The organism is Luteibacter aegosomatis, from assembly GCF_023078455.1.
GTDB classification, from domain to species: Bacteria; Pseudomonadota; Gammaproteobacteria; order Xanthomonadales; family Rhodanobacteraceae; genus Luteibacter; species Luteibacter aegosomatis.
In genome coordinates this window covers 2056027-2069230 of the sequence record NZ_CP095740.1, presented here as the reverse complement: position 1 = coordinate 2069230, position 13204 = coordinate 2056027, and the positions used below count along the sequence as shown (strand labels likewise).

The window sequence follows — 13204 nt, the reverse complement described above, 5'->3', positions numbered from 1 at the left end:
CGCACCCCACGCGGGGCCGTCTCCGGCATGAACGGGATCCGTTTCCTCGACGGCCTCTCCGGCATCGCGCCATCCGACTGGGACGCCATGGTCCCGGGCGGCAATCCTTTCGTATCCCACGCGTTCCTGGCCGGCATGGAAGCCCAGGGTTGCCTGCGCGAGGATTACGGCTGGCGGCCGTACCACCTGGCGATCTTCGACGGCGAACGCATCGTCGCCGCCGCACCCACCTACCTCAAGGGCAACTCGCACGGCGAGTTCGTCTTCGACTGGAGCTGGGCCGCCGCCTGGGAGCGCGCCGGCGGCGACTATTACCCCAAGCTGCTCGTCGCCTCGCCCTACTCGCCCGTGCCCGGCCCGCGCCTGCTCGTGCGTCCCGGCGCGGATGCCGATGCCCTGCGCCGCCAGTTGACCGCCGCGCTGGTCGACGAGGCCGACCGGCTGGGCCTGTCGTCGGTGCATGCCAATTTCCTCCCCGAGACCGACCTCGACGCCTTCGACGAGCGCTGGCTCGCGCGCGCCGACTACCAGTTCCATTGGCATAACCGCGGTTATGCCGATTTCGACGATTTCCTCGCCGCGCTCACCGCCAAGAAGCGCAAGAACATCCGCCAGGAACGCGGCTACGCGCAGGCCGCCGGACTGACGCTGGAGATGCGTGGCGGCGATACGCTGGGCGACGCGGAATGGCGACAGATCCACGCGCTCTACGAGCTGACCTTCGACATGAAGGGCAACCACGCCGCCCTCACCTCGCGGTTCTTCCGCCATCTCGGCCACGCCATGGGTGCGAACGTACAGGTGGCGATGGCGCGCGACGAGCACGACATCGTCGCCATGGCGCTGTTCCTGCGTGGTGGCGATACGCTTTATGGCCGTTACTGGGGCGCGAGCGTCGAGGTGTCGGGGCTGCATTTCGAGCTCTGCTACTACCGCGGCATCGAATACGCCATCCGCGAGGGCCTGGCCCGGGTCGAACCCGGTGCCCAGGGCGAGCACAAGCTGGCGCGCGGTTTCCTGCCCACGCTGACCCACTCGCGCCACTACGTCGCGCATGACGGCTTCCGCCGCGCGGTGGCCGAGGCGCTGGTCGCGGAGGCCCGGCATCGCGAAGCCTATCGCGCGGAACTGCTCACCCACTCGCCCTACGCGAACCGATGATCCGCCTGCCCCAACTCCACCCCACGCGCCCCGGCCTGTTTCCCATGCCGGAGAGCGCCCTGGACGAACCCAACGGGCTGCTCGCCTGGGGCGGCGATCTCTCCCCCGAACGCCTGCTCGCCGCGTACGGTCAAGGCGTGTTTCCGTGGTTCAACGAAGACGAGCCGATCCTCTGGTGGTCTCCCGATCCGCGTTGTGCGTTTCGTACCGACGGCGTCCACATCAGTCGCAGCCTGCGCAAGATGATCGATCGCTCGGGATGGCGGCTCACCGCCGATACCTCGTTCGGTCGCGTGATGCGCGCCTGTGCCGCGCCGCGCAACGGCCAGCCGGGAACGTGGATCGGGGCCGACATGATCGCCGCCTACGAGGAGCTGCATCGGCTGGGGCATGCGCATAGCGTGGAGGTGTGGGACCGCGGCTCGCTGGTCGGTGGCATCTACGGCGTGGCCGTGGGGCGCCTGTTCTGCGGTGAATCGATGTTTTCGGCGCGCACCGGCGGCTCGAAAGTGGCGCTGGCGGGATTGTGCCGGTTGCTGAACGGGTGGGGGTTTCCCTTGCTCGATGCGCAGGTGACCAACCCGCACCTGTTGAGCATGGGGGCGGTGGAGTTGCCGCGGAAGGAATTCGTCGCGCAGGCGCGACGGCTATCGGCGATGCCGGGGGTGGTGGGGTCGTGGCTCCGGTATCCCGTGTCGCTGCCTTGATTCGCCGATACGATCGGCTCCCACCCCTTCGGTAGCCCGTTCTTCGAAACCTTGCTACCGAAGGGGTGGGAGCCGATCGTATCGGCGAACTCAGCGCGCCCGATGCCCGCTCATCTCCGCCCCCGCGTTCTTCGGCAGCAACGCGCACACCGGCGCCGCGATGAGCGAAACGAGGGTCACCACCAGGAAGGCCACGCTGAAATCGGGCAACTGCGCATGCTCGCGCCCATTCCACACCACCGAGGCATGCAAGGCCGCGGCCGCCACGCAGATGCCCAGCGACAGCATCAACTGCTGGAACGTCGTGTAGAAGCTCGTCGCCGACGAGAAGCGCTCGCTCGGTACGTCGGCATAGGCCACGGTGTTATACGCGCTGAATTGCAGCGACTGGAAGAAGCCGCCGAGCAGCAGGATCGTATAGATGGTCCACAACGGCCAGTCGGGACGAAACGCCGCGCACAGGGCAATGCACACCATCGACAGCACGCCGTTCCAGATGAGCGTGGCACGGAACCCCCAGATGCGCAGCACGGGTGCCGCCGTGGCCTTCATCAGCATCGCGCCGAGTGCCGAGACGAAGGTGACCACGCCGCTGTGCGCCGCCGACAGGCCGAAGCCCAGCTGCATCATCAGCGGCAACAGGAACGGTACCGAACCGGCGGTGATGCGCGTGAGCGAGCCCGCGATCACCGAGAGGCGAAAGGTGGTGAAACGCATCAGCGACAGGTCGAGGATGGGATTCTCCACGCGGCGCGAATACCACACGTAGACCGCGCCCACGGCAAGGCCCGCGACGATCAGGCCGTACGAACCCAGCGCCGACGTGGCGCCGCGACTGGCCATTTCCAGGCCGAACACGATGCACGAGAGCGACACGCCCGACAGCACGAAACCGATGCGATCGAACCGTCCCGTGGTCGGCATGCGCACGTCGGGGATGTAACGCGTGGCCAGCCAGATGCCCGCCAGGCCGATGGGCACGTTGATGTAGAAGATCCAGCGCCACGACACCCAGGTGACGATGAAACCACCCAGGGGCGGCCCCACCACGGGTCCGATGAGCGCGGGTACCAGCAGCCACGACATGGCGCTGACCAGTTCAGATTTCGGCACCGAGCGCAGCAGCACGAGGCGCCCCACCGGCACCATCATCGCGCCGCCGACGCCTTGGAGCAGGCGCGAGAGCACCAGCAACGGGAGGTTGCCGGAGACGCCGCAGAGGATCGAGCCGAGGGTGAACAGCGCGATGGCGGCGCGGAAAACGTTGCGCGAACCGAAACGGTCGGCGATGGCGCCGCTGGCCGGGATGAATACCGCGAGGCTCAGCATGTACGAAGTGAGCGCCACGCTCATGTGCAGCGGCGACACGTCGAACGATTCGGCCATGGCCGGAAGCGCGGTGGCGAGGATGGTGCCGTCCAGCTGTTCCATGAACATCGCGCTGGCGATGATCAGGGCGACGGTGCGGAAGCCGGGAGCGGGGGTCATTACGCGTATTTTGCGCCTGGGGCGCGCTTATGGAAACCCGGCGTCACGACGTGGGCCCCGGGCCACACCCGCAAGTCAGCGCTTCGCAGGATTCGCCGACACGGTCGGCTCCCACCCCTTCGGTAGGAGCCTCATCGGCGAGCGTCGGCAGCGTTGCTACCGAAGAGGTGGGAGCCGATCGCATCGGCGAACGGGGCTGACCGACGACGAGGCCTCGAAGATCACAACAGCCTCCCACTACGAAATACCCGCTCCACCCCGCTCAACGGGCACTCGAACCCCACCCTTCTTGCGCCTGGGGCGCGCTTATGCAAACGACGTGGCCCCCGGGCGACCTCCGCAAGTCAGCGCTTCGCAGGATTCGCCGACACGGTCGGCTCCCACCCCTTCGGTAGGAGCCTCATCGGCGAGCGTCGGCAGCGTTGCTACCGAAGGGGTGGGAGCCGATCGCATCGGCGAACGGGGCTGACCGACGACGAGGCCTCGGAGATCACAACCGCCTCCCACTACGAAACACCCGCTCCACCCCGCTCAACGGGCACTCGAACCCCACCCTTCTTGCGCCTGGGGCGCGCTTATGCAAACGACGTGGCCCCCGGGCGACCTCCGCAAGTCAGCGCTTCGCAGGATTCGCCGACACGGTCGGCTCCCACCCCTTCGGTAGGACCCTCATCGGCGAGCGTCGGCAGCGTTGCTACCGAAGGGGTGGGAGCCGATCGCATCGGCGAACGGGGCTGACCGACGACGAGGCCTCGAAGATCACAACCGCCTCTCACTACGAAACACCCGCTCCACCCCGCTCAACGGGCACTCGAACCCCACCCTTCTTGCGCCTGGGGCGCGCTTATGCAAACGACGTGGCCCCCGGGCGACGTCCGCAAGTCAGCGCTTCGCAGGATTCGCCGACACGGTCGGCTCCCACCCCTTCGGTAGGACCCTCATCGGCGAGCGTCGGCAGCGTTGCTACCGAAGGGGTGGGAGCCGATCACATCGGCGAACGGGGCTGACCGACGACGAGGCCTCGGAGATCACAACCGCCTCCCACTACGAAACACCCGCTCCACCCCGCTCAACGGGCACTCGAACCCCACCCGTCTTGCGCCTGGGGCGCGCTTATGCAAACGACGTGGCCCCCGGGCGACGTCCGCAAGTCAGCGCTTCGCAGGATTCGCCGACACGGTCGGCTCCCACCCCTTCGGTAGGACCCTCATCGGCGAGCGTCGGCAGCGTTGCTACCGAAGGGGTGGGAGCCGATCACATCGGCGAACGGGGCTGACCGACGACGAGGCCTCGGAGATCACAACCGCCTCCCACTACGAAACACCCGCTCCACCCCGCTCAACGGGCACTCGAACCCCACCCTTCTTGCGCCTGGGGCGCGCTTATGCAAACGACGTGGCCCCCGGGCGACGTCCGCAAGTCAGCGCTTCGCAGGATTCGCCGACACGGTCGGCTCCCACCCCTTCGGTAGGACCCTCATCGGCGAGCGTCGGCAGCGTTGCTACCGAAGGGGTGGGAGCCGATCGCATCGGCGAACGGGGCTGACCGACGACGAGGCCTCGGAGATCACAACCGCCTCCCACTACGAAACACCCGCTCCACCCCGCTCAACGGATCGACGAAGCGCAGTTCCCGCGCCAGCAAGCGCAACGGCCGCTCGAAGCCCGCTGTCTCCGTCAGGCGCGGGTAGTACGGGTCCCCCTCGATCGCCGCGCCCAGCGCCGCCATGTGCACGCGCAACTGATGCTTGCGCCCGCTCACCGGCTCCAGGCGATAGCGCCATCGCCCACCCTCGCGCTCGATCACGTCCACCCGCGTGATGGCGTTGGGCACGCCGTCCACTTCCCGTATGCGGAAGAACGGCTCGCCACGCTCGAGGCGGCTGGCGTATTCGAAGGGAAACGCGCGATCGGGCATCGGCGGCGCGATGGCTTCGTAGACCTTCGCGATCCGCCGGTCGCGAAACAACGCCGTATAGGCGTCGCGGCTGGAAGGCCTTGCCGAAAACACCACCAGCCCGGCGGTGTCGCGATCGAGCCGGTGCAAGGCCACCAGGTCGGGGTTGCCCAGCCGCCTTGCCAGGCGGACCGATAGGGTTTCTTCCACATGCACCCCCGCCGGCATCACCGGAAGGAAATGCGGCTTGTCGGCAATGACGAGGTCGTCGTCGACGTAGACGAGGGTTTCCTCGAACGGAATGCGGGGTTCGTCGGGCACCTCGCGTCGGTACGTCAGCGTCGCGCCCGGGCGATAGATGCCTCGCGAATCGACCGGCTCGCCGTCGACCCGCACCGTGCCCCGCGCCATCCGGTCGAGCCAGTCCGCGCGCGACACGGCGGGAAACCGCTCGTCTAGGAAATCGAGCAGCGTGCGCCACTCGCCCGACGGAAGCACAAGCCGACTGGATGGAACGAAAGTCATGTGATGCATTGTAGAACGCCCGGCATATACTCCCGCCCAATTCCCCATGACGCGAGGAAGCGCCGTGATCGGCCGGTTCTTCAGGAAGTGGTTCGGCCGCCGTCCCCCCGCACCGTCCGGCCTTCCCGGGCCGTTGTCGCTGCCGCCGCCGGACGGCGATGCCGAACCTCCCGCGGGTGTCCTCCATGCGGCCGATATCGAGGATCGGTTCTACCGTCTCGTGTTCGGCTTTCCGCCGTCGTCGCGGGAATCGCTCACGTCCGCGGAACAGGCGGTGTTGCGGCGCGTGCGCGACGCCTTCGGCGGCGAACGCGTCGATCCCGGCGCCCTTCCCCGCGCACTCCCGGTGCTGCCGGCGCTCATGCGTTCGCTTCGCGGCGACGGTTCCGGTGCGCGCGCCCTGCTGGCCCAGGTCGAAGGCGACCGGTCGTTGATGGATGAGGTGATCCAGGCGGCGAGTCATCCGCGCTACGGTGCCACGCGGCCGGTCGTCGGCCTGTCCCAGGCCGTGGCCCTGCTCGGCCAGGGAGGCTTGCGCCGCGCGATGGTGCGGGTGGCGATGCGATCGGTACTGTGCGACGGATCCGCGCCGACGAGCCGGTCTGCCGGGGAGCGCCTTTGGGAGCACGCCGAACGTTGCGCCCAGGCGTGCGCCTTCCTCGATCGCAAGCGCGGCGATGCCCTGGAAGCCTACCTGGCCGGCATGGTCAGCCAGGCCGGCGTCCAGGCGATGCTCCAGGAACTCGCGCGTCGCGACGACACGGCCACGCTCGACCACAGCCGGGCCTTCGTCGCCGCCATCGCCCAGCAGGTGGAACGGATTTCCCTTCACGCGGCACGGCATTGGGCGTTTCCCTCGCGCGTGGTGCAGGCGCTCGCCGAACGAGCCGACCCGGCGGATGCGGGCGCACGCACGCCGTTGGGTCGCGTCCTGCTCGCGGGCAGCCGCCTGGCGATGCTCGACGTGCTGGTCGAACAGGGCCTGGCGGAAAACGATGCCGGGTTACGCGCGACCGCCCAGCAGGGCTTCAGCCAATCGAGCCTGACGGCCTGCCGCGACGAATTGCGCGGCCCCGCGTCCGCCGGCGTACCGTCGTAGCCGAAAAGGCGCCTCGCCTTCCGCCGTGCTCCCGCAATACTTCGGCCATGTACCAATGGCTCACGATCATGGCCGGCGGGCCGCAGGATGGACAGCGCTTCCTCCGCCGCTACGACTCACCCCGACCGACGCCGCCGGCGCTACGCGCCGACGACGGCAAGGTCTGCTGCCCGGTCGCGACGCATACCGCCGTCGAAGGCGGCTGCTGCGTGGTCGTGCATCCCAGCGCCACCCCGGAGCAGATCGAGCGTGCGGTGGACGCCATGCTCGCCGCGGATTGAGGCGGTGGGTATCATGGGAGGGATACCCAGGCAGGTCATTCCACATGTTCGCGGCGCCACCCTCCCCCGCCGGCTCCAAGGACGCGCTCACGCGCCTGGGCTGGCAGGATTTCGAACACCACCTTTCCGAGCACTATCGCGACCAGGGGTATCGCGTGGAGCTGGCCGCTCCCGCGCCGTCGTTGAAGGCCCTGGGAAGCGGTATCGATCTTCGCCTTCGACGCGGCAACGAATCGCTGATCGTGCAGTGCCGCCACTGGGATGCATCCGAGGTGGGTGCCCAGGAAGTGAGCGAACTGCTCAGCATGATGCTCAACGAGGCCTCCACCGGGGGCGTCCTCGTCACGCGCGGCCGCTTCGACAGCCACGCGCAGGCTCTCGCCCGCCGACAGCCGCGGTTGCAGCTCGTCGACGGCGACCTGCTGCGGGTGATGTTGAAGCTGCCCGATCACCTGGAAGGCCAGGCGCCCGGCACACCGGCGGCGCGTCACACGCGTGGGGCAAAGCGCCGCGGGGCGCCGTCCCGGACGGACTCCTCCCGGCTGCTGCCGATGGGGCTCGGCATCGTCATCCTGTTGCTTCTCGGTCTGCTGGGCTGGCGCATGAGCCATCCCCGCAAGCCGACACCCGGCGAGGATGCCGCCCCGGTCGTGGCCGCCGCGGCCGACGATGCGCGTTCTTCGCAAACCCCGCCGCCGACGCCCCCGGCGCCCGTATCCCGGCGTTCGAGCCTCTCCGGCTCGGCACCGGCCGACGACGCCTCGCGCGAACTCGCGGCCCGGGCACGCCTGCGCGAATCGTCCACGCCGCGCCATGAAACGCACCCGCAGGTCGAGGACGGCATGCAGGTGATGGAGCGGAACACCCGCGAGGTCGGCGCCTCCCGGTAAGGGAGGGTTTCACGTGCCCGCCATCCGCGCGGGCCTAGGCTTTGCGGAGCCCGTCCGCCTCCGGAAGCCCCCATGAACGAGAAGACGCTCTCGCCCGACCTGCTGCGGCGCATGCACGCGTATTGGCGCGCCGCCAACTACCTTTCCGTCGGGCAGATCTACCTGCGCGACAACCCCCTGCTCGACGAACCGCTCTCCCGCGAGCACATCAAGCACCGGCTGCTCGGCCACTGGGGCACGACCACCGGCCTCAATTTCATCTATACGCATCTGAACCGGGCCATCGTCGAGCGCGACCTCGACATGATCTACGTCATCGGCCCCGGCCACGGCGGTCCCGGACTGGTGGCGCATACCTATCTGGAAGGCTCCTACACCGAGATCTATCCGCACATCGACCGCAGCGCCGCGGGCATGCGCGAACTGTTCCGCCAGTTCTCCTGGCCCTACGGCATTCCCAGCCACGTGGCGCCGGAAACCCCCGGCTCCATCCACGAGGGCGGCGAGCTGGGCTATTCCCTCTCGCACGCGTTCGGCGCGGCGTTCGACAACCCCGATCTCGTGGTGGCCTGCATCGTGGGCGACGGCGAAGCCGAAACGGGCGCGCTGGCGACGAGCTGGCATTCGAACAAGTTCCTGAATCCGGCTCGCGACGGGGCCGTGTTGCCCATCCTGCATCTGAACGGATTCAAGATCGCCAATCCCACCGTGCTCGCGCGCATCGAACCGGACGAGTTGCGCGACCTCATGCGCGGCTATGGCTACGAGCCGCATTTCGTCGAAGGGCACGAGTTCGAGCCGATGCACCAGGCCTTCGCGGCGGCGCTGGACCGCTGCCTGGACGAGATCGCACGCATCCAGAAAGACGCCCGCGAAGGCGATGCCGCCCAGGCGAAGCGGCCGCGCTGGCCGATGATCGTGTTGCGTTCGCCGAAGGGCTGGACCGGGCCGAAAGAGGTCGACGGCAAGCCGGTGGAAGGCACCTGGCGCGCGCACCAGGTGCCCATCGCGAAGTTCGAGAACGACGAGCACGTGAAGATCCTCGAAGACTGGATGAAGAGCTACGAGGCCGACGAGCTGTTCGACGAAGGCGGCCGCTTCCGCGAGGAATTCGCCTCGCTCGCGCCCACCGGCCGGCGCCGCATGGGCATGAACCCGCACGCCAACGGCGGCATCCTCTCCAAGCCGCTGCACATGCCGCATTTCCATGATTTCGCCGAAACGGTGACGTCGCCCGGCGACCACAAGGCCGAAGCCACGCGCGTGCTGGGGCGCTTCCTGCGCGAGGTGATGCGCCGGAACATGACCACCTTCCGCCTGTTCGGCCCCGACGAGACGGCATCCAACCGTCTCGAAGCCGTGTACGAGGCCAGCCCCAAAACCTGGTTGGGCGACTACGAAGAGGTGGATACCGATCTCGCTCCCGACGGGCGCGTGATGGAAATGCTCAGCGAGCACCAGTGCCAGGGCTGGCTCGAAGGCTACCTGCTCACGGGGCGGCATGGATTCTTCTCGTGCTACGAGGCCTTCATCCACATCGTCGACTCGATGTTCAACCAGCACGCCAAGTGGCTGAAGGTCACGCGCACGATGTCGTGGCGGCCGCCGATCCCGTCGCTCAACTACCTGCTCAGCTCGCACGTGTGGCACCAGGACCACAACGGCTTCTCGCACCAGGACCCGGGTTTCATCGACCACGTGGCGAACAAGAAATCCGAGATCGTGCGCATCTACCTGCCACCGGATGCGAACTGCCTGCTGTCGGTGGCGGACCACTGCCTGCGCAGCCGGCACTACGTGAACGTGATCGTCGCGGGCAAGCAGCCCGACTGGCAGTGGCTCGACATGGAAAGCGCCGTGCGCCATTGCGCGGCGGGCGCGGGCATCTGGGAATGGGCCGGTCGCGGCGGCGACGATCCGGACGTGGTGATGGCCTGCGCGGGCGACGCGCCCACGGTGGAAATCCTGGCCGCCGTGATGCTGCTTCGCGAGTACGTGCCGGACATCCGCATCCGCGTGGTCAACGTGGTGGACCTCATGTCGCTGGAGCAGCCCGACGAGCACCCGCACGGCATGGACGACGACGTGTTCGACGCCCTGTTCACCAAGGACAAGCCGGTGATCTTCGCCTTCCACGGCTATCCGGGCATCATCCACAAGCTCACCTACCGGCGGCACAACCACGACAACATCCACGTGCGCGGCTACAAGGAAGAAGGCACGACCACCACCGCGCTGGACATGATGGTGCTCAACAACATGGATCGCTTCCAGCTGGCGCTGGACGTGATCAACCGCGTGCCCCGATTCGCCGGCGAGCGCGAGAAGGCCACGCAGCGTTACTGGTCGGATATCCAGCGGCACAAGCTCTACGTGAGCGAGCACGGGCAGGACCTTCCCGAGGTGCGCGACTGGCAGTGGAAGGCCGAATCGTGATCGTGCTGGCGCTCAACACGGGCTCGTCGTCGTTGAAGTACGGGCTGTACCGGGTGGACGGCGATCGCTGCGATGCCTTGCTGGCCGAACAGACCGACGCGCCCGGCGACGACGCCATGGAAGCCGTGCTCGCGACGCTGCGCGAACGCGCCATGCCCCCGCCCGAAGCCATCGGACACCGGCTCGTGCATGGCGGCCCGAACGTACGCGAGCACGCGAGGATCGACGATGCCTTGATGGGACGACTGGAAGAAGCCCGCGCCTTCGCGCCCTTGCACGTGCCTCCCGCGCTCGCCATGGTGAAGCGGGCACGCGAGGCGTTCCGGGGCGTGCCGCAGGTGGCGTGTTTCGATACGGCGTTCCACGCGAGCCTGCCGATCGTGGCGAAGACCTTGCCCTTGCCCGCCGAACTTCGCGAGGGCGGCATCGAGCGGTACGGGTTCCACGGGCTGTCGTACGAGTCCATCGTCCAGCAGCTCGGCGACGCACTACCCTCGCGCACGGTGATCGCGCACCTGGGCAACGGCGCCAGCCTGTGCGCCGTGCTCGACGGAAAGTCGGTGGATACCACGATGGGGCTGACACCGACCGGCGGCATCGTGATGGGCACCCGGCCCGGGGATCTCGATCCGGGCGTGCTGCTCTACCTGATGCGCGAAAAGGGTTACGACGCGGCGAAGCTGGAGACGCTGGTGGATCGCGAGTCGGGCCTGAAGGGGTTGTCCGGCGGCACCAGCGACATGCGCAAGCTGCATGCGATGGGTAACGAGGCGTCGCGACTCGCGCAGGACGTGTTCGTGCACGTGGCGCGCAAGCAGGTGGCGGGGATGGTCGCTTCGCTCGGCGGGCTGGATCTACTGGTGTTCACCGGTGGCATCGGGGAGAACGATGGGGTGACGCGCGATGCGATCCTTGCCGGGTTGCAGTGGATCGGGGACTTCGAAAGCCGCGTGGTGCCGACCGAAGAGGACGAGCAGATCGCGAGGCATGCCTTTCGCCTCGCTTCGTAGCGTTCGCCGATACGATCGGCTCCCACCCCTTCGGTAGGCTGGTCGCGTAAACATGGCTACCGAAGGGGTGGGAGCCGATCGTATCGGCGAGCTCTTACTCCACGACGACCGGAATCTTGCCGATCTTCGTGCGCCACTCCTTCGGCCCCGTCTGGTGCACGGACGTGCCCTGGCTATCGACCGCCACGGTCACCGGCATGTCCTTCACCTCGAACTCGTAGATCGCCTCCATGCCGAGGTCTTCGAAGGCCAGCACGCGCGAAGCCTTGATCGCCTTCGACACCAGGTACGCGGCACCGCCCACGGCCATCAGGTAAACCGCCTTGTTGTCGCGGATCGCGTCGATGGCCGTCGGGCCGCGCTCGGACTTGCCGACCATGCCGAGCAGGCCCGTGGTCTCCAGCATCTGGCGCGTGAACTTGTCCATGCGCGTGGCCGTGGTGGGGCCGGCGGGGCCGACCACCTCGTCGCGCACCGGATCGACCGGGCCCACGTAGTAGATGAATCGGTTGGTGAAATCCACCGGCAGCGTCTCGCCACGGTTGAGCATGTCGATCATGCGCTTGTGCGCGGCGTCGCGGCCGGTGAGCAGCTTGCCGTTGAGCAGGATCACCTCGCCCGGCTTCCAACTGGCGACTTCCTCGCGGGTGATCGTGTCGAGGTTCACGCGACGGCCCTTGGACGCGTCGTAGGTGAGCTTCGGCCAGTCGTCCAGCGACGGCGGATCGAGCGCGACCGGGCCGGAGCCGTCGAGCACGAAGTGCGCGTGGCGGGTGGCGGCGCAGTTGGGGATCATCGCCACCGGCAGGTTGGCGGCGTGGGTGGGGTAATCCTTCACCTTGATGTCGAGCACCGTGGTGAGGCCGCCCAGGCCCTGCGCGCCGATACCGAGCGCGTTGACCTTCTCGTACAGCTCCAGGCGTAGCTCTTCGGCGCGGTTGGACGGGCCGCGGGCGATGAGGTCGACGATGTCGATGGGCTCCATCAGCGATTCCTTCGCCAGCAGCATCGCCTTTTCGGCGGTACCGCCGATGCCGATGCCGAGCATGCCCGGCGGGCACCAGCCGGCGCCCATGGTGGGCACGGTCTTCAGCACCCAGTCGACGATGGAGTCGGACGGGTTGAGCATGGCGAACTTCGACTTGGCTTCCGAACCACCGCCCTTGGCGGCGACGATGACGTCCACCGTGTCGCCCGGCACCACGGACACGTTGATCACGGCCGGCGTGTTGTCGCGGGTATTCATGCGCTTGCCGGCCGGATCGGCCAGCACGGAGGCGCGCAGCTTGTTGTCCGGGTGGTTGTAGGCACGGCGAACGCCCTCGTTCACCATCTCCTCCACACCCATCGTGGCGTCGTCCCAGCGCACGTTCATGCCGATCTTGAGGAAGACGGTGACGATGCCGGTGTCCTGGCAGATGGGACGGTGGCCCTCGGCACACATGCGCGAGTTGATGAGGATCTGGGCGATGGCGTCCTTCGCGGCCGGGGACTCCTCGCGCTCGTAGGCCGCGGAGAGGTTCCGGATGTAATCCACCGGATGGTAGTAGGAGATGTACTGGAGGGCGTCGGCGACGCTCTGGATGAGGTCGTCCTGCTTGATCGAGGTCATGGCGGTACGCTGGCTCGCGGGGGCTGGCAAAGCGCCGATTTTAGCGCACCCGACCGGTGTAAGGTGCCGCCCTGTCGTCCGGTCTCCTTCACCGTACCC

10 protein-coding genes are annotated in these 13204 nt (G+C 67.7%); 7 read left to right on the top strand and 3 right to left on the bottom strand.

Annotation, left to right across the window (positions count from 1 at the left end; all coding sequences use genetic code 11):
* Positions 1 to 27 precede the first annotated feature (27 nt).
* The gene (locus L2Y94_RS09520) at positions 28 to 1161 is read left to right on the top strand and encodes a GNAT family N-acetyltransferase (protein ID WP_247374662.1); all 1134 of its coding nucleotides are present in this window, start codon (positions 28 to 30) and stop codon (positions 1159 to 1161) included.
* Positions 1158 to 1868 (top strand): leucyl/phenylalanyl-tRNA--protein transferase, encoded by a 711-nt coding sequence (gene aat / locus L2Y94_RS09515; RefSeq protein ID WP_247374659.1) that lies wholly within the window; start codon positions 1158 to 1160, stop codon positions 1866 to 1868. Before L2Y94_RS09520 ends, aat begins: the two co-directional genes overlap by 4 nt.
* Before the next feature lie 90 nt (positions 1869 to 1958).
* Here the strand turns inward: aat and L2Y94_RS09510 are convergent, their stop codons facing one another.
* Both L2Y94_RS09510 and L2Y94_RS09505 read right to left on the bottom strand, forming a co-directional pair.
* Positions 1959 to 3356 carry an MFS transporter gene (locus tag L2Y94_RS09510; protein ID WP_247374658.1) on the bottom strand — a complete coding sequence of 466 codons (1398 nt, stop codon included), beginning with the start codon at positions 3354 to 3356 and terminating at the stop codon, positions 1959 to 1961.
* A 1566-nt stretch (positions 3357 to 4922) separates the two neighbouring features.
* Complete coding sequence (locus tag L2Y94_RS09505; RefSeq protein ID WP_247374655.1) at positions 4923 to 5777, bottom strand: pseudouridine synthase; 855 nt, start codon at positions 5775 to 5777, stop codon at positions 4923 to 4925.
* Positions 5778 to 5823: 46 nt separating this feature from the next.
* Between L2Y94_RS09505 and L2Y94_RS09500 the strand changes: the two genes are divergently transcribed.
* The 5 genes from L2Y94_RS09500 to L2Y94_RS09480 all read left to right on the top strand — a co-directional run bounded on the left by L2Y94_RS09500 (position 5824) and on the right by L2Y94_RS09480 (position 11493).
* On the top strand, positions 5824 to 6876 hold the full coding sequence (locus L2Y94_RS09500) for an HDOD domain-containing protein (RefSeq protein ID WP_247374653.1): 1053 nt from the start codon (positions 5824 to 5826) through the stop codon (positions 6874 to 6876).
* Between the two features lie 47 nt (positions 6877 to 6923).
* On the top strand, positions 6924 to 7157 hold the full coding sequence (locus L2Y94_RS09495; RefSeq protein ID WP_247374650.1) for a hypothetical protein: 234 nt from the start codon (positions 6924 to 6926) through the stop codon (positions 7155 to 7157).
* Between the two features lie 44 nt (positions 7158 to 7201).
* On the top strand, positions 7202 to 8047 hold the full coding sequence (locus L2Y94_RS09490) for a restriction endonuclease (RefSeq protein ID WP_247374648.1): 846 nt from the start codon (positions 7202 to 7204) through the stop codon (positions 8045 to 8047).
* Between the two features lie 72 nt (positions 8048 to 8119).
* Entirely contained in the window at positions 8120 to 10483 is a 2364-nt protein-coding gene (locus L2Y94_RS09485) for a phosphoketolase family protein (RefSeq protein WP_247374646.1), read from the top strand.
* Positions 10465 to 11493, top strand: coding sequence for an acetate/propionate family kinase (locus L2Y94_RS09480; protein ID WP_247374645.1), 1029 nt, complete (start codon positions 10465 to 10467; stop codon positions 11491 to 11493). The genes L2Y94_RS09485 and L2Y94_RS09480 overlap by 19 nt, the downstream gene beginning before the upstream one ends.
* Before the next feature lie 94 nt (positions 11494 to 11587).
* Here the strand turns inward: L2Y94_RS09480 and L2Y94_RS09475 are convergent, their stop codons facing one another.
* The gene (locus L2Y94_RS09475) at positions 11588 to 13105 is read right to left on the bottom strand and encodes a fumarate hydratase (protein WP_247374643.1); all 1518 of its coding nucleotides are present in this window, start codon (positions 13103 to 13105) and stop codon (positions 11588 to 11590) included.
* Positions 13106 to 13204: the final 99 nt, after the last annotated feature.

Excerpts from the sequence above, each read along its gene's own strand:
- L2Y94_RS09495 (WP_247374650.1), top strand. The coding sequence starts at position 6,924 with ATGTACCAATGGCTCACGATCATGGCCGGCGGGCCGCAGGATGGACAG.
- L2Y94_RS09500 (WP_247374653.1), top strand. The coding sequence starts at position 5,824 with ATGACGCGAGGAAGCGCCGTGATCGGCCGGTTCTTCAGGAAGTGGTTC.
- aat (WP_247374659.1), top strand. The coding sequence starts at position 1,158 with ATGATCCGCCTGCCCCAACTCCACCCCACGCGCCCCGGCCTGTTTCCC.
- L2Y94_RS09520 (WP_247374662.1), top strand. The coding sequence starts at position 28 with ATGAACGGGATCCGTTTCCTCGACGGCCTCTCCGGCATCGCGCCATCC.
- L2Y94_RS09485 (WP_247374646.1), top strand. The coding sequence starts at position 8,120 with ATGAACGAGAAGACGCTCTCGCCCGACCTGCTGCGGCGCATGCACGCG.
- L2Y94_RS09510 (WP_247374658.1), bottom strand. The coding sequence starts at position 3,356 with ATGACCCCCGCTCCCGGCTTCCGCACCGTCGCCCTGATCATCGCCAGC.
- L2Y94_RS09505 (WP_247374655.1), bottom strand. The coding sequence starts at position 5,777 with ATGACTTTCGTTCCATCCAGTCGGCTTGTGCTTCCGTCGGGCGAGTGG.
- L2Y94_RS09475 (WP_247374643.1), bottom strand. The coding sequence starts at position 13,105 with ATGACCTCGATCAAGCAGGACGACCTCATCCAGAGCGTCGCCGACGCC.
- L2Y94_RS09490 (WP_247374648.1), top strand. The coding sequence starts at position 7,202 with ATGTTCGCGGCGCCACCCTCCCCCGCCGGCTCCAAGGACGCGCTCACG.